General features: G+C 71.4%; 12 protein-coding genes and 1 tRNA gene. 8 read left to right on the forward strand and 5 right to left on the reverse strand.

Annotation, left to right across the window (positions count from 1 at the left end; all coding sequences use genetic code 11):
* The first annotated feature begins 80 nt into the window (after window positions 1-80).
* Together JOF44_RS16940 and JOF44_RS16945 are read left to right on the forward strand one after the other, a co-directional pair.
* Complete coding sequence (locus JOF44_RS16940) at window positions 81-1,667, forward strand: lipase maturation factor family protein (RefSeq protein ID WP_209896156.1); 1,587 nt, start codon at window positions 81-83, stop codon at window positions 1,665-1,667.
* A gap of 40 nt (window positions 1,668-1,707) precedes the next feature.
* Window positions 1,708-2,325 (forward strand): biotin transporter BioY, encoded by a 618-nt coding sequence (locus JOF44_RS16945; protein ID WP_209894194.1) that lies wholly within the window; start codon window positions 1,708-1,710, stop codon window positions 2,323-2,325.
* A 14-nt stretch (window positions 2,326-2,339) separates the two neighbouring features.
* On the opposite strand, the gene JOF44_RS16950 is transcribed toward JOF44_RS16945, so the two are convergent.
* The 4 genes from JOF44_RS16950 to JOF44_RS16965 all read right to left on the reverse strand — a co-directional run bounded on the left by JOF44_RS16950 (window position 2,340) and on the right by JOF44_RS16965 (window position 7,197).
* Window positions 2,340-3,356, reverse strand: a complete 1,017-nt coding sequence (locus tag JOF44_RS16950) for a YdcF family protein (protein ID WP_209894197.1) — start codon at window positions 3,354-3,356, stop codon at window positions 2,340-2,342.
* A 111-nt stretch (window positions 3,357-3,467) separates the two neighbouring features.
* The gene (locus tag JOF44_RS16955) at window positions 3,468-4,472 is read right to left on the reverse strand and encodes a YdcF family protein (protein WP_209894200.1); all 1,005 of its coding nucleotides are present in this window, start codon (window positions 4,470-4,472) and stop codon (window positions 3,468-3,470) included.
* A gap of 139 nt (window positions 4,473-4,611) precedes the next feature.
* Window positions 4,612-6,048: a tagaturonate epimerase family protein gene (locus tag JOF44_RS16960; protein WP_209894202.1), complete on the reverse strand. Its 1,437-nt coding sequence runs from the start codon at window positions 6,046-6,048 to the stop codon at window positions 4,612-4,614.
* A gap of 96 nt (window positions 6,049-6,144) precedes the next feature.
* On the reverse strand, window positions 6,145-7,197 hold the full coding sequence (locus tag JOF44_RS16965) for a zinc-binding alcohol dehydrogenase family protein (protein WP_209894205.1): 1,053 nt from the start codon (window positions 7,195-7,197) through the stop codon (window positions 6,145-6,147).
* Window positions 7,198-7,462: 265 nt separating this feature from the next.
* Here JOF44_RS16965 and JOF44_RS16970 point away from each other — a divergent pair, with 265 nt between their 5' ends.
* The 5 genes from JOF44_RS16970 to JOF44_RS16990 all read left to right on the forward strand — a co-directional run bounded on the left by JOF44_RS16970 (window position 7,463) and on the right by JOF44_RS16990 (window position 12,028).
* Window positions 7,463-8,500 (forward strand): LacI family DNA-binding transcriptional regulator, encoded by a 1,038-nt coding sequence (locus JOF44_RS16970; RefSeq protein ID WP_209894209.1) that lies wholly within the window; start codon window positions 7,463-7,465, stop codon window positions 8,498-8,500.
* 10 nt (window positions 8,501-8,510) lie between these two features.
* Window positions 8,511-9,182 carry a helix-hairpin-helix domain-containing protein gene (locus JOF44_RS16975; protein WP_209894212.1) on the forward strand — a complete coding sequence of 224 codons (672 nt, stop codon included), beginning with the start codon at window positions 8,511-8,513 and terminating at the stop codon, window positions 9,180-9,182.
* A 246-nt stretch (window positions 9,183-9,428) separates the two neighbouring features.
* On the forward strand, window positions 9,429-11,183 hold the full coding sequence (locus JOF44_RS16980; RefSeq protein ID WP_209894223.1) for a potassium channel family protein: 1,755 nt from the start codon (window positions 9,429-9,431) through the stop codon (window positions 11,181-11,183).
* 131 nt (window positions 11,184-11,314) lie between these two features.
* Window positions 11,315-11,788 carry a peroxiredoxin gene (locus JOF44_RS16985; RefSeq protein ID WP_209894226.1) on the forward strand — a complete coding sequence of 158 codons (474 nt, stop codon included), beginning with the start codon at window positions 11,315-11,317 and terminating at the stop codon, window positions 11,786-11,788.
* Between the two features lie 151 nt (window positions 11,789-11,939).
* Window positions 11,940-12,028, forward strand: a tRNA-Ser gene (locus tag JOF44_RS16990).
* Window positions 12,029-12,199: 171 nt separating this feature from the next.
* On the opposite strand, the gene JOF44_RS16995 is transcribed toward JOF44_RS16990, so the two are convergent.
* The gene (locus JOF44_RS16995) at window positions 12,200-13,009 is read right to left on the reverse strand and encodes a GntR family transcriptional regulator (protein WP_209894229.1); all 810 of its coding nucleotides are present in this window, start codon (window positions 13,007-13,009) and stop codon (window positions 12,200-12,202) included.
* 290 nt (window positions 13,010-13,299) lie between these two features.
* Between JOF44_RS16995 and JOF44_RS17000 the strand changes: the two genes are divergently transcribed.
* Window positions 13,300-14,226: a transporter substrate-binding domain-containing protein gene (locus JOF44_RS17000; RefSeq protein ID WP_209894232.1), complete on the forward strand. Its 927-nt coding sequence runs from the start codon at window positions 13,300-13,302 to the stop codon at window positions 14,224-14,226.

A 14,226-nucleotide genomic window follows, 5' to 3' on the forward strand; every position in this document is an offset into this window, starting at 1 on the left:
TCGGCCGCGTGACAGGCGCGCGCTGTCGGCGGATGATCGGAGGCGAGCCCGATCACGGGAGGTGGACCGCCGTGGAATGGATGAACGGATTCGCGCTGCTGGATGCGCAGGACTACACGATCGCGCGCGAGATCATCCAGCGCGGGGTCGCCGCCGTGTTCGTGCTCGCCTTCGCCTCCACGTACCGCCAGTTCCCGGTGCTGCTGGGGGAGCGGGGGCTGCTGCCCACCCCCGACCACCTCGCCCGCTCGCTCGGCCGCGGTGGACCGAGTCTGTTCCGCTGGCGACGCGTCGGCTACAGCGACCGCCTGCTGCGGGGGATGTGCGCGGTCGGGATGCTGCTCGGGGCGTCGGCCGTGATCGGGCTGCCGCAGCAGGGACCGGGGTGGACGACGATCCCCGTGTTCCTGGCCATGTGGGGCCTGTACCTGTCGATCCACTCCGTCGGCCGCATCTTCTACGGCTACGGCTGGGAGTCGATGCTGCTGGAGTGCGGGTTCATCGTCGGCTTCCTCGGCTCCCACCAGGTCGCCCCGCCGCTGCTGATCCTGTGGTTCCTGCGCTGGATGCTGCTGCGCCTCGAGTTCGGCGCCGGGATGATCAAGATGCGCGGCGACCCCTCCTGGCGGGACCTGACCGCGATGGACCACCACCACGAGACGCAGCCGATGCCGGGCCCGCTCAGCCGCCTCGCGCACCTGCGGCCGCGCTGGTGGCACCGGATCGAAGTGCTCGGCAGCCACGTCGTCCAGCTGGGGGCGATCTGGCTGGTGCTGCTACCGCAGCCGATCGCCTCGATCGGGGCCTCGCTGGTGATCCTCACCCAGCTGTTCCTCGTGGTCACCGGCAACTACGCCTGGCTGAACTGGCTGACGATCCTGGTCGCCACCGCGGCGATCAGCGACCCCTTCTGGCGGTGGCTGGGCGGTGGCCCGTTCCCGGGCTGGGGCTGGCAGGACCTCCCGGCGACGGACGCGTCGGCGGCCGGGACGGCAGGCTCCCCGCTGTGGTGGCAGCTGCTGATCCTCGCCGTCGTGGTGTTCCTGGCGGTGCTGAGCTGGAAGCCGCTGCTGAACCTGTTCTCCGCCCACCAGCTGATGAACGCGAGCTTCAACCGCTTCCACCTGGTCAACGCCTACGGCGCCTTCGGATCCATGACCTCCGGTCGCTACGAGGTGATCATCGAAGGCACCCTGGATCCGGACCCGCCCACGGCCGACGAGGTGGCCTGGCACGCCTACGAGTTCCCGGGCAAGCCCGGCGATGTGCGCCGTCGCTCCCGCCAGTTCGCGCCGTACCACCTGCGGCTGGACTGGCAGATGTGGTTCCTCGCCCTGCGGCCCGGTGCCCAGGACTGGTTCGTGGCGCTGCTGGAGAAGCTCCGCGACGGAGACCCCGGGGTCCGACGCCTGCTGCGCAGCGACCCCTTCCACGGCGCCCCGCCCACGGGTCTGCGCGTGCGGTACTTCCGCTACCGCTACGCCACCGCGGCCGAGCGGCGCGAGAGCGGCCAGTGGTGGATGCGCACCGACCTGGGCGTCATCGCCCGGATGGACCCCGAGCCGGATGCCGAGTCGGATCCCGATCCTGCTGCCGAGCCAGAGCCAGAGCCAGAGGCCGACCCCGACCGCGAGACGGGCGCCGGGACGGATCCGGACCGCGACTGATCTACGCTGGTGCTGCCCGTCCCGATCCCCGAGGAGCCCCATGTCCGCGATCGCCGTCCCGGCCCGCCGTCCCGTCCTGGCCGATGCCCTGGCCCCGCACCGCAGCCGCGTCCAGGATGCCGCGCTGGTGCTGGCCGGCACCGCCGTCGTCGCCCTCCTCGCGCAGATCACCATCCCGCTGCCGCTGGTGCCGATCACGGGCCAGACCCTCGGCGTGATCCTGGTCGGCGCGTCCCTGGGCTCCCGCCGCGGCGCCGCCGCGCTGGCCACCTACCTGCTCGTCGGGCTCGCCGGCGCCCCGGTCCTCGCCGGGTTCACCGGCGGACCCGCCGCCGTGCTGACCCCGAGCTTCGGCTTCGTCCTCGGCTTCATCCCCGCCGCCTTCGTGGCCGGCTGGTTCGCCGAGCGCGCCTGGGACCGTCGCCCGGTCCTGGCGATGGTGGGCTTCGTCGCCGCCAGCGCCGTGCCGTTCCTGGTGGGCGTGCCGTACCTGGCCATGATCGCGAACGCCGTCCTGGGCGCCGACCTGGGTCTGACCGGAGTGCTCGCCGCCGGGCTGTGGCCCTTCATCCCCGGCGGCCTGGTCAAGGCCGCCATCGCCGCGGTGCTGATCCCCGCCGCCTGGCGCGGCGTGCGCCGACTCGACGAGCGGGGCTGAACGGGAGGTTCCGCTCAGGTCGCCAGGAGCAGCGCCCGGACCAGAAGCGCGACGAAGGTCAGCGACGGCAGGAACAGCACCGTGATCCACACCTTGTGGTACGACATCACCGCGAGGAACTCGCGCAAGGTGGCGCTGGGGACGTAGTAGAAGGTGGTCGGGCCACCGATCGCCTCATCCGCATAGCCCAGGCCGCGCGCCAGCAGCGCAGCGCGGAACGCGTGATAGCGACTGGTCGAGACGAGGTAGGGACCCTGGTGGCCCGCCTCGTCCAACAGGCGGTGCGAGAAGGTCAGGTTCTCCCGGGTGGTGGTCGAGGCGGTCTCGGCGAGGATCCGATCGGCGGGCACGCCGGCCACCTCGCGCAGGTATTCGGCCATCGCCGCCCCTTCCGAACGGGCCTCGTCCTCGCCCTGTCCGCCCGACGGCACCACCATCGGATCGTGGCCTTCGGCCAGCAGGCGCTCACGTTCCGTCACCGCCCGGTCCAGCCGGCCCCGCAGGAGCTTGGTGACACGGCCGTTGATCAGCCCCGACCCGTGCACGATGATCCCCGTCGTGGGCAGCTTCTTCGGGAACAGCTGGTAGGGGATCGAGGCGCACAGGAACACCAGGAACGCGATGCCCAGGTGGAGGGCGAGGAGGGTCAGCAGGGCACCCGCTCCGACGCCGAACGGCGTCAGCGTGATCCCCAGCGCCACCGCGGCCACCGGAGCACCCAGCAGGGCGAGACCGGCGATCCCGGAGAGCAGATTGCCCAGGGAACGGCCCTCCTTGCGGACCATCGTCAGACCGTTGGCGATCAGGAAGATCCCCAGGGCGATGACGCCGAGCAGGGCCGCTCCCACGGCCACCAGCATCAGGATGTCCCCGAGCAGCAGCGTGGTGGAGATCAGCTGGGTGAGGGTCGAGACGCTCGAGTACAGCGCGATCAGCAGCAGCGCGCCGTTGCGCACCCGCCGTCGGTCCCGTCGGAAGACCAGCAGGTACACCGCCCACCAGAAGGCCGTTCCGACCACCGCACCCAGCATCCACCGCTCCTTCCGAGAATCGACCTGCCCATCCTGACATCGCACGGGACCGATCGGGGCCCTCCGCCGGGTTCGGCCCCTCCGCATGGCCCGCCGCGCTCCGGATGCTCCTCAGGCGGCTCGCACCAGCAGGACGACGAGGGCCACGGTCACCGGGACCAGCGCGGCGATCCACCGCTTCCGGTACGACATGGTGATGACGAACTCGCGCAGCGTCGCGGTGGGCAGGTAGGACAGGGCCGTCGGACCGCCGACCACCTCGTCGTCGAACCCGAGCCCGCGCGCCAGGAGCGCAGCGCGGAAGGCGTGATAGCCGCTGGTGGTGATGATGTACGGGCCTTGGTGACCGGCCTCGTCGAGGATCCGGTGCGAGTAGAGCAGGTTCTCCTCGGTGGTCCGGGAACTCGTCTCGGTGCGGACCCGATCGGCCGGTACCCCGGCCACCCCGACCAGGTAGGCGGCCATGGCCGTGCTCTCGGGCGGGTTCACCGCGTCGCCCTTGCCGCCCGAGGTCACCAGCACCGGATCGATCCCGAGCGCGAGGAGCCGCTCGCGCTCGGCGACGGCCCGGTCGAGACGGCGCCGCAGCAGAGGAGGGACGCGCCCGTCGAACAGGACCGAGCCCAGGATGATGATGCCCGTGCTCTCGCGGCGCGAGGGGAACAGCTGATACGGGACCGTGGCACCCAGGAACACGAGGAAGGCGAGCCCCATGTGCGCGGCGATCACCCCACCCGCGACCCCGACTCCGATCCCGAGCGGTGTCTCCGTGCCCACCAGGGCGACGACGGCCCAGGGCGCGATCAGCAGCGCGAGTCCCCCGAGGCCCGAGAGGAGGCGCCCGACGGGGCCGCTCTCGAGCGGGGAGACCACCGCGGCCCCGACGACCACCGTGACGCCCAGGGTGAGCGCTCCGACCAGGCCGACGGCGCCGGCCACGAGGAGGAGCACCTCACCCGGCGGACGCCCCCGGAGGACCAGGTCGGCGAGCAGCGTGACGCTCGGCCAGAGGGCCAGCAGCAGGGCGAGCCCCGTGCGCAGCCGGCGACGATCCTGCCGGAACAGCAGCAGGTACGCCGCCCACCACAGCGCGACCGCGGCCACCACACCCAGCACTGCAGTCCCCCTCTCCGACGATCACCAGGGTTCATCCTGGCACCTGGGGCGGAGGTCGACTGTCCAGGAGTGGCCCTCCCGGCCCCGCGGGCCGACCCCGCGGGCCGACCCCGCGGGCCGACCTCGAGGGCGCGTCGCGTCAGCTCCGGATGCCGGCTGCGGCGAAGGGGGAGAGGTGGCGACCGATATGGGCCGCGACCACGTCGGTGTGCTCGTTCTGGTGCGAGGCCACGACCTCGAGGAAGCGGTCGTGGATCGAGTTTCCGGTGGCATCGGTGCCGCTCAGCGAGTCGCCGTAGCCCACGTGCAGGATCTGGCGGGCGTCGGCCGAGCGGATCAGGTCCCCCAGGTCCACGCCGGCCAGGGAGGTCGGGGTGCGGTCCTCGTGGGCCGAGACCTGGTAGCTGGCCCGGGCCTTGACGTAGGACGCGCGGGAGATGTCCCAGATCGCCCCGAACAGGTCGGGATCATGGGAGGCCACGATCTCGAGGCCGCACAGGTAGCTGGTGCCCGAGGTCTTCAGGTGCACGTGCCCCTGCGTGGCCGCCACGCACAGCGGATAGATGGAGAACTTGTCCGAGCCCGAGTGCAGGGAGATCCGGTAGCCGCCGAACTGCTCCGAGATCGCGTGGTGCGCCTCGAGGTTCGTGCGCAGCTCCTCGGCGTCCCCGAGGAAGTCCAGACCCTTCTCGAAGCCGTCCACGTAGCGGGGGGCGAAGCTGAACCAGCGCGCCCCCAGGCGCGTGAGCTCGGAGGCGAGGTAGTAGTGCTCGAAGAAGGTGGTCTGCCAGGCCGTCTCGTCGACCGCGATCTCGATCTCCACCTCGTGCCGAGCGTTCTCCGTGACGTGCCGGTACAGGCGCATCGCCTCCACGACCGCACGGCCGTACTTCACCGCGGCGGTCAGGACATCGCGCTCGGTGACCTCGATCTGCGAGTGGCCGACGTCCAGCGTCATCCCCGCGCAGCGCGTGATGAGGTCGGCGAGCGAGTCCCCGAGCTGGTCCCAGGGCAGCGCCTCGGCATCGGCCCTCGTGACCCCGCCGGTCGTGTCGGCGACCAGGTCCCCCGGATCGAGGGTGAACATCGTGAAGCCGGCCTCGAGGCCGCGATCGATGCCCTCGGTGGTCTTGATGTGGTCGCAGTCGGCTCCGAAGCCACCTTCCCACCCGGCCTCGACCAGCCCGAAGACGGCATCGTCCAGGACCGACCGGGCGCTGCGGCCCAGGCGGTCCATCTCGCGGATCGACTGCTGGGCCAGCACCGGCATCACCCCGGCGCCCTCGGCGGCGAAGGCGCGGACCTGGCCGGGCGTGGCCAGTCCGGTGCGGTCCCCGGTGCCGACAGAGGTGCGGTGGCCGCTGATCAGCTGGGGACGCAGGACCGCGAAGGCATCCTGCAGCGCCCGGGCGTTGGGGGTGCTCAGCGGGCCGGTGAGCACGTGGCCGTCACCGCTCGCGGCGGCCTCACCCTCGAAGCCGGCCAGGGCGTCGGCCGAGGCGGCGGTCAGCTGCAGGGAGCGGGCCGATCCGTCGTAGCGGATGCTCGCGGTGAGGGAGTCGGTGCGCAGGGTCATGGGAATCTCCGATCGAAGGGGTGAGGGGTGAGGCGTGAGGGGTGAGGGGCGGTTCGGGAGACGGGATGGGTCGGGACGACGGACTCCGGGGCGCGATCACGGGCCGGGTGGGAACTCCAGGAGCACCTTGACGTCCGCGGTCGACCCGGCGGCCGCGGCCTGCAGCGCCCCCGCCGCGGCGGTGAACGGCACCACGCTCGTGCGCAGCGGGGCGACGTCGACCTGGCCGGTCTCCAGCAGCTCGATGAGGGCCGGGAAGACGCCGCGGCTGTTGCGGGAGCCGACGACGGTGAGCTCCTTCTTGATCAGGACGGATTGCTGGAAGGTGACCTCGGCCGTGCCGTTGCCGATCAGCGCCAGGCGCGCACCGACGGCCGCCGCCTCGATCGCGTTGGTGAAGGAGACCGGCACTCCGGTGGCCTCGCAGACCACGTCGAAGCCGTCGCCGCCGGTGGCCGCGCCGACCAGCTCCGGGATCGTGGCGGTGGTGAGGTCGGCGGTGCCGGCCGCGCCGAGGGAGGCGGCCAGCTCCAGACGTCCCGGGACCACGTCGGCGATCCACACCTCGGCGCCGTGGAGGCGGGCGGCCAGCAGGGTCAGCAGGCCGATCGCCCCGGCGCCGAGCACCAGCACCCGGTCGCCCGGGCCGACCGCGGCGCGTCGCACGGCGTGATACCCGATCGAGAAGGGCTCGACCAGGGCCAGATCCCGGGGGTCGATGCCCTCGGCGCGGTGCAGGCGGTCCAGCGGCATCGTCAGCAGCTCCTGGAAGGCCCCGTCCCGGTGCACGCCCATCGTCTCGTTGTGCACGCAGGCGTTGACCAGCCCGCGGCGGCAGGAGTAGCAGGTGCCGTCCTCGAAGTACGGCACCCCGGTGACCAGGTCCCCGACCGCGAAGTCGCCGGTGGCCCCGGGGGCATCGTCGGGCCCGTGGTCGCTGTCGCCCAGCTCCACGATCTCGGCGGAGAACTCGTGGCCGGGCACGCGGGGGTAGGAGGCGAAAGGCTGGGTGCCGCGGAGGGTCTGGATGTCGGAGCCGCAGATGCCGGCGTAGCGGACGCGCAGCAGCGCCTCCCCGGGGGCGGGTCGCGGGGCGGGGACCTCGACCACTTCGACGGCCCCTGGTCCCATCACCTGCAGCGCTCTCATGATGTTCCTCCCTCCGCAGCAGTGCGGTTCCCTGCGCGCTCTCCACGGCCCGGGGCGCTGGACGAGGTGCCTGCGAGTCCGCGGCGATGTCCACGCCCGGTGTCCGTGACGCGCTGACGTAAACGATTGCATACGTTACTCCTGTGGGGAACCCGGGGTCCATGTCGTAGGATGCTCGCCGAATGCAAAAGTTGCAGTCCGTGGTCGGGGGAGCCGGTCACGGCCGGACCGAGGATGAGCCCGGGAGCGTGAGGAGACAGCGACGATGGCCATGACCCTGAAGGACGTCTCGGCCCGGGCGGGCGTCTCGGTCGCGACCGCGTCGCGCGCATTCCAACGGCCCGAACTGGTCGGAGCCGCCACTCGGGAGAAGGTCCTCGCCGCCGCCGACGAGCTGGGGTATGCCCCCAATCGCAGCGCGCGCGCCCTGATCACGGGCCGCGCCGGGGTCTACGGCGTGATCGTGCCGGACCTGGAGAACCCCTTCTTCCCGGCTGTGCTCAAGGGGGCCCAGGCCCGCGCCCACCAGCTCGGCTCGCAGCTGCTGATCACCGATGCGGGCGAGGTCCCGGAGGGGGAGCTGCCCCTGGTGCACACCCTCGCCGCCCAGGTCGACGGCATCGTGCTGTGCTCGAGCCGGATGGACGAGGACTCGCTGCGCGAGGCGGCCACCATGACCCGCCTCAGCCTCGTCAACCGCGTCTCCCCGGCCCTGCCGGGCGTGTTCGCCGATCCGGCCGAGGGCGTCCCGGCGGCGCTGCGGCACCTGCAGCGCATGGGCCACCGCCGCATCGGCTACGTCGGCGGGCCCAGCACCAGTCGGTCCGACGCCATGCGGCGCACGGTGATCGAGCGCATCTGCACCGGATCCGGGCTGGAATGGACGGACATCGGCTCCTTCCCGCCGTCGGTCGACGGTGGGCGCAGCGGCGCCGAGGCCGTGCTGCTGACCGACGTCACCGCCGTGCTCGTCTACAACGACGTCATGGCGCTGGCGCTGATGGAGCGTCTGCGCAGCTTCGGCGTCGGCGTGCCCGGCGACATCAGCGTCGTGGGATGGGACGACATCGAGTTCTCCGCCCTGGTCACCCCGGGCCTCAGCACGGTGCGCGTGCCGCGCTACGACATGGGGGTCGGAGCCATCGACCTGCTGCACGAGCGCGGTGCGGACCCGACCGGCGCGACCCCGACCGGCGCGATCCCGACGGCCGAGGCGCCGCCCGGGGCCGGGCGCGCTCGCATCGGCCTGCCGACCCGGTTCGTGCCCCGCGGATCGACGGCGAAGGTCGCCGCCTCGGAGTAACCTGCGCCTCATGAGCGACCTCAGCACGCCGATCGGCGAGATTCCCGGCGTCGGCCGGCCGGCCGCGCGAGCCCTCGCCGACCAGGGCCTGTCCACCCTCGGCTCCCTCGCCGGGGCGGACTGGGAGCAGCTGGCCGACCTGCACGGCGTCGGCCCCGCCGCCGGACGTCGGCTGCAGGCGGCGCTCGCCGAGCACGGCGAGATGATGGTGCATCCGCCCGCGCCGCAGCGCCGCGCCGCCACGGTCACCCGCGGCAGCACGGGGAAGAACGCCGCGGATCTGAAGACCCACGCCACCGCGGTGGACCCGGCCGACTACGTCGCGGGCCTCGACGCCCGCCGCAGCCGCGAGGGCCACGTCCTGCTGGAGCTGTTCGGGCAGGCCACCGGTGCGCCGGCGACCATGTGGGGACCCAGCATGATCGGCTACGGGCAGACCCACTACGTGTACGCCAGCGGCCGCGAGGGGGACACCTTCCACGTCGGCTTCAGTCCCCGGAAGGCGGACCTCGCCCTGTACGGCCTGGTGAACCTCCCGCGCAGCGACGAGCTGCTGGAGCGGATGGGCAGGTACCGCCGCGGCGCGGGCTGCGTGTGGGTGAAGAAGCTCGAGGACATCGACCTCGGCGCGCTGACCGAACTGGTCACCCACGCCTGGAGGACCGAGCCCGGCAGCTGCTGAGCCGCTCGGCGGGTGCCGCGCGCCGGGAACCTCCAAGGACCACCCGGTCGGAGGCGGCGGAGACGCACGACGGCGGGGGCACACCGGTCCCTTCGCTGGTGACGAAGGTGTGTGACGAGCCAGGCACGGTGGCCTCGGCCTCACCGGAGCGGACCTGCTGGGCGCGGCCGACGGGACCGGCCTAAGATGCCGCGGGGTGCGCCGCGGATCTCACCGCGAGGGATGTGCGCCCCGGAGAGGAGAGCCATGGGACTGCCTGAGCGCAGGCGTCGGCGGGCCGAGCACGTCCCGGCGGCGCGGCGGAAGTCGCGGGCCGGTGTGCTGATCGTCGCGATCGGGGCCCTGATGGTGCTCCTGGACGCCATCGGCTTCCTGGTCCTGATGGCGCTCGAGGGACGGGAGCATTCCCTCGTCACGGCCATCTACTGGGCGATCACCACCATGTCGACCCTCGGCTACGGCGACATCACCTTCGACAGCGACGGCGGGCGCCTGTTCTCCGTGTGGGTCCTGCTCAGCGGCGTGGTCTACATGCTGGTGCTGCTGCCCTTCTTCGTCATCCAGTACATGGTCACGCCCTGGCTGGACCGACGCCGCACCTCGCGCACCCCGCGCAAGGTCCCCGCGGCCCTGCGCGACCATGTCCTGCTGGTGGGCTCCGACGCCGTCACCCAGGCCTTCGCCGCCCGCGCCGAACGCTCGCAGGTGCCCGCCGTCCTCGTCGTCGAGGACCCGATCGAGGCCGGACGGATCCACGACCAGGGTCGGCAGGTCATCGTCGGCCCGCTGGACTCGGCGATGACCTACCGCAACGCCGGGGCGGATCGGGCGCGCCTGGTCGTCTCCACTCTCACGGACACCGCCAACACGAACGTCGCCTTCACCGTCCGTCAGGTCGGCGGCGACGTCTCCGTCGCGGTCACCGCGAGCAAGCCCGTCTCCGTCGACGTGCTCGGCCTGGCCGGCTCCGATCACGTGCTCGAGCTCGGTGCGGTGCTGGGCCGGGAGATGGCCTCGCGCGTGCTCGGGTCCACGGGGAGGGTCCATCGGATCGGCAGCTTCGGGGACACCTTCATCGCGGAGGCCGCCGCGCGGGACACCGCTCTGGTGGGCATGACCCTGGGGGAGGCGATCGGGAGCCTCAGCTCCTGCGTGCGGATCCTCGCGATCATGCGCAAGGGGCGGCTGCGCCCGCTCAAGCCCGAGCTGCAGATCACCGAGACGACCGTGCTGATCCTCGCCGGGGAGGCGGACGAGCTCGCGGCCTACGACGAGCAGTTCCAGGTCAGCGAGCAGTCCGAGGATCCGGTGATCATCCTCGGCGGGGGCCGGGTGGGACGCTCCGCCTCGCGGGAGCTGACCGCGCAGGGGATCCCCAACACGATCGTCGAGCAGCTGCCGGGCCGGGTCGAGAACTCGTACTCCGCCCTGGAGGGCACCGCCTCCTACACGGTGGCCGACGGGGACGCCGCGGACCAGCGGGTCCTGCGTCGGGCCGGCCTCGACCGCGCCTCCGCGGTGCTGGTGACACCGCGCGACGACGACCTCAACGTCTACCTGACCCTGTTCTGCCGTCGTCTGCGTCCCGAGCTGCAGGTCGTCTCGCGCGCGACCTATGAGCGCAACGTCGCCACGCTGTATCGCGCGGGAGCCGACAGCGTGCTGTCCTACGCCACCATCGGTGCCACCGACCTGTGGAACCACGCCGGGCTCAGCCGTCGGGTGCTGGTGGCCGAGGGGAACGAGCTGTTCCTGGCTCCACGTCCGTCCTCGCTGGTCCGACGGTCCGTGCGCAACTCCGAGGTGCATCGCCGCACCGGCTGCCACATCGTCGCGGTGGCCGAGGAGGACGGCACCCTCCGTTACGACACCGAGTCGATCCCGTCGTCCCCGGGCAAGCTGCTGCTGCTGGGTGACCGCCATGCCGAGCGGCTCTTCCGCGAGGCCTACCTGAAGCGGCGGCGACTGCGGCCGACGGGCCCTGTCGGGCACAACCGCTGACAGCCCGTGTCGGGCCCGCCCGCTAAGGTGTCCGGCGCCCCACCACTGCATCGCCACACCGCTGCACGCCCCCACCGTTTCCCTGCCCCACCGCCGTACTGCCGAACCGTTCCACTGCCCCCAGGAGTGACATGACCGCCCCCGTGAAGCTCGCCGTCGGCGACCGTGCCCCCGCGTTCGACCTGCCCACCGCCGGAGGGGGACGGGTGAGCCTCGACGAGCTGCGCGGAGCCCCGGCCCTGGTCTGGTTCTATCCGGCGGCGAACACCTCGCTGTGCACGAAGCAGGCCTGCGACCTGCGCGACAACCATCAGATGTTCCTCGATGCCGGGTACCGCGTGGTGGGCATCTCCCCGGATCCGATCGCGGAGCTGGACCGCTTCGCCGCGGAGCAGGATCTGCCGTACAACCTGGCCGGCGACGAGACCCATCAGGTCATGGAGGCCTACGGGGCGTGGGGCGAGAAGAACATGTACGGCAAGAAGGTCCAGGGCACGATCCGCTCGACGTTCGCTATCGACGCCGAGGGTGTGCTGACCTTCGTGAAGTACCGCGTGGGCACTCCGAAGCACATCGCGCTGCTGCAGGAGAAGCTCGGGCTCTGATCACCGCCGCCGGGGGAGCGGCCGCGGTCCGATCCCGCCCGTCGCGCGGTGGCGGTCCGCACATGTGACGTGATCTGCCCTCTCCCGCTTTGGCGCACCTCGCGCGCTCCCGTATGCTGTTCCGGCATGCCCTGCCGAGCGCACGGCATCAGGAGACGTGGCAGAGCGGCCGAATGCGCTCCCCTGCTAAGGGAGTAGGCGACCAACATCGCCTCGGAGGTTCAAATCCTCTCGTCTCCGCCCGTATGGAAGGCCCCTGACCTGCGAGAAGATCGCAGATCGGGGGCCTTCTCGCTGTCCAGTGCGCGACGGTGCCGACCAGCGCGGTGCGTGCCGACCAGCGCGGTGCGTGCCGACCAGCACCAGTCAGCACCGGTCTGCGCCAACCCGCGCGGTCCATGACCGCCCGGGTCAGCTCGTGGTGTCGCCCTCGCCCAGGGTCGGCCACTCCGGCGCGGTCGACTCCAGCAGGTCCGGATCGCGCACGACCTCGGTGTCCTCGACGGTCTCGTCGCCCGAGCGCAGACGGCGGGCCAGCTCCTGCAGCGATCCGCGCAGCAGCGCACGGGCCCGGGAGGCATCACCCCGTGAGAGCGCCTCCACCAGGTCCTCGAGCGTCGAGGTGATGTCGGCTCGCACGCCGAAGCCCAGCGGGTCGGAGAAGCTGCCCATGCGGGTGAGGATCACGATCGTGTTCATCGCGGTGACCAGGAAGCGGTTGCGGGAGAGCTCGGCCAGCTGCTGATGGAGGTCCAGGTCGGCGTTGCCGGCGTCGATGACCTCCTCGGCGGCCATCGCGGTGCGGCTGCGTTCCAGACATACCCGCAGCGGGGCGAGCAGGGCCTCGACCTCCTCGTCCTGATCGGTGCTGCGCAGTTTCGTCACCCGGTCCGCGACGATCGTGGCGGCCTGCATCTCGATGCCCAGGCGGTAGTCGATGAAGTCCGACATCGTCTCGGCGTCCATGTGGGTGACGAAGAGCCCGCGACCGGGGATCTGGGTCAGCAGACCGTCACGCACCAGACGCTGGCAGGCCTCGCGCAGCGAGGAGCGGGAGATGCCCATCTGCCGGGAGACCTGCACCTCGGGGACGGCATCGCCCGGGCGGAGGTCGCCGTAGTAGATGCCATTGCGCAGCTCGAGCTCGGCCTGGTCGATGATCGAGGGCCGACGCAGCGGCTGCATCAGCGGCAGCTGCACTCGTTCATGGCGAGTCGTCATCGCCGTCCTCCTTGCTCATGCGGCGCACACGGCGTCGCGACATCCTAGATCAGGGCAGGGGATCCGAGGTCCTGCGCGTCGGTCGGTCCCGGCGACTCCAGGCCTGTGTCCTGCAGGTCCCGAGATCACGATCCCATGACGCGGGGTCACGACCGGATCACGAATCGTACCGTTGCACCGGATAGAGATCGCTTGCCCGATAGCGTGGACGGTAATCCGATATCCAGACGTCTGATTGTCCGACAGCCCGTAGGGTGGTCGAACGTCGAGAGCAAGTGAGAGGGACCACCATGCACAATCGCCGAACTTTCGTCCGCGGCAGCGGACTCGTCCTGTCGGCCGCCGCCCTGGGCGGACTGGCCGCCTGCAGCCAGACCAATCAGAACACCGGTGGCGGTGGGGGCGGCGCCAGCGACGGCGGCGGCGGGGGCGACCTGCTCTCGCAGCTGCAGGAGAAGGGCTCCATCACCGTCGGCTTCGCCGGCGAGGCGCCCTACAGCTTCGAGGACGGCGGCGAGCTCACGGGTGCGACCCTCAGCATGCACCGCGAGATCTTCGGAGAGCTGGGCATCGACACCGTCGAGGGCAAGCTCACCGACTGGAACTCGCTGATCCCGGGCCTGAACGCCGGACAGTTCGACGCGGTCAGCGCCGGCATGTCGATCCTTCCGGAGCGTTGCGCGGAGGCCGCCTTCAGTCATCCAGAGTTCCAGTACACCACTGCGCTGATGGTCCCTGAGGGCAACCCGGACGGGCTGAAGGACATGCACTCCTTCGTCGACTCCGGCCTGACCGTCGCCACCATGTCCGGTGCGATCGAGTCCACCTACGCCGAGGATCTCGGCCTGGACAGCATCGAGGTCGGTGGCCCGCAGGACGGCGTGGACGCGCTGAAGGCCGGCAACGCCGCTGCCTTCGCGCTCACCGCCATCTCCCTGAACTGGCTGGCCGACAACACGGTCGACGGCGTCGAGGTGACCGAGAGCTTCGTCGCGGACATCAACGACGTCAAGCAGTTCGGCGCCGGCGCCACCGTGTTCCGCAAGGACGACACCTCCCTGCTGGACGCCTACAACGAGAAGCTCGACGAGATCATCGCCGATCCCGAGCGCTACCTCTCGATCGTCGGCGACTTCGGCTTCACCGAGCAGGAGCTGCCGCCCGAGGACATGACGACCGAGATCCTGTGCTCGGGCGATCTGTCCTCCTTGCAGTGA

It is taken from the genome of Brachybacterium fresconis (assembly GCF_017876515.1).
GTDB lineage: Bacteria > Actinomycetota > Actinomycetes > Actinomycetales > Dermabacteraceae > Brachybacterium > Brachybacterium fresconis.

What these genes read in the sequence shown, in the direction of transcription:
- JOF44_RS16940 (WP_209896156.1), top strand. Translation starts at nt 81, where the DNA reads ATGAACGGATTCGCGCTGCTGGATGCGCAGGACTACACGATCGCGCGC.
- JOF44_RS16945 (WP_209894194.1), top strand. Translation starts at nt 1,708, where the DNA reads ATGTCCGCGATCGCCGTCCCGGCCCGCCGTCCCGTCCTGGCCGATGCC.
- JOF44_RS16950 (WP_209894197.1), bottom strand. Translation starts at nt 3,356, where the DNA reads ATGCTGGGTGCGGTGGTCGGAACGGCCTTCTGGTGGGCGGTGTACCTG.
- JOF44_RS16960 (WP_209894202.1), bottom strand. Translation starts at nt 6,048, where the DNA reads ATGACCCTGCGCACCGACTCCCTCACCGCGAGCATCCGCTACGACGGA.
- JOF44_RS16965 (WP_209894205.1), bottom strand. Translation starts at nt 7,197, where the DNA reads ATGAGAGCGCTGCAGGTGATGGGACCAGGGGCCGTCGAAGTGGTCGAG.
- JOF44_RS16970 (WP_209894209.1), top strand. Translation starts at nt 7,463, where the DNA reads ATGGCCATGACCCTGAAGGACGTCTCGGCCCGGGCGGGCGTCTCGGTC.
- JOF44_RS16975 (WP_209894212.1), top strand. Translation starts at nt 8,511, where the DNA reads ATGAGCGACCTCAGCACGCCGATCGGCGAGATTCCCGGCGTCGGCCGG.
- JOF44_RS16980 (WP_209894223.1), top strand. Translation starts at nt 9,429, where the DNA reads ATGGGACTGCCTGAGCGCAGGCGTCGGCGGGCCGAGCACGTCCCGGCG.
- JOF44_RS16985 (WP_209894226.1), top strand. Translation starts at nt 11,315, where the DNA reads ATGACCGCCCCCGTGAAGCTCGCCGTCGGCGACCGTGCCCCCGCGTTC.
- JOF44_RS16995 (WP_209894229.1), bottom strand. Translation starts at nt 13,009, where the DNA reads ATGACGACTCGCCATGAACGAGTGCAGCTGCCGCTGATGCAGCCGCTG.
- JOF44_RS17000 (WP_209894232.1), top strand. Translation starts at nt 13,300, where the DNA reads ATGCACAATCGCCGAACTTTCGTCCGCGGCAGCGGACTCGTCCTGTCG.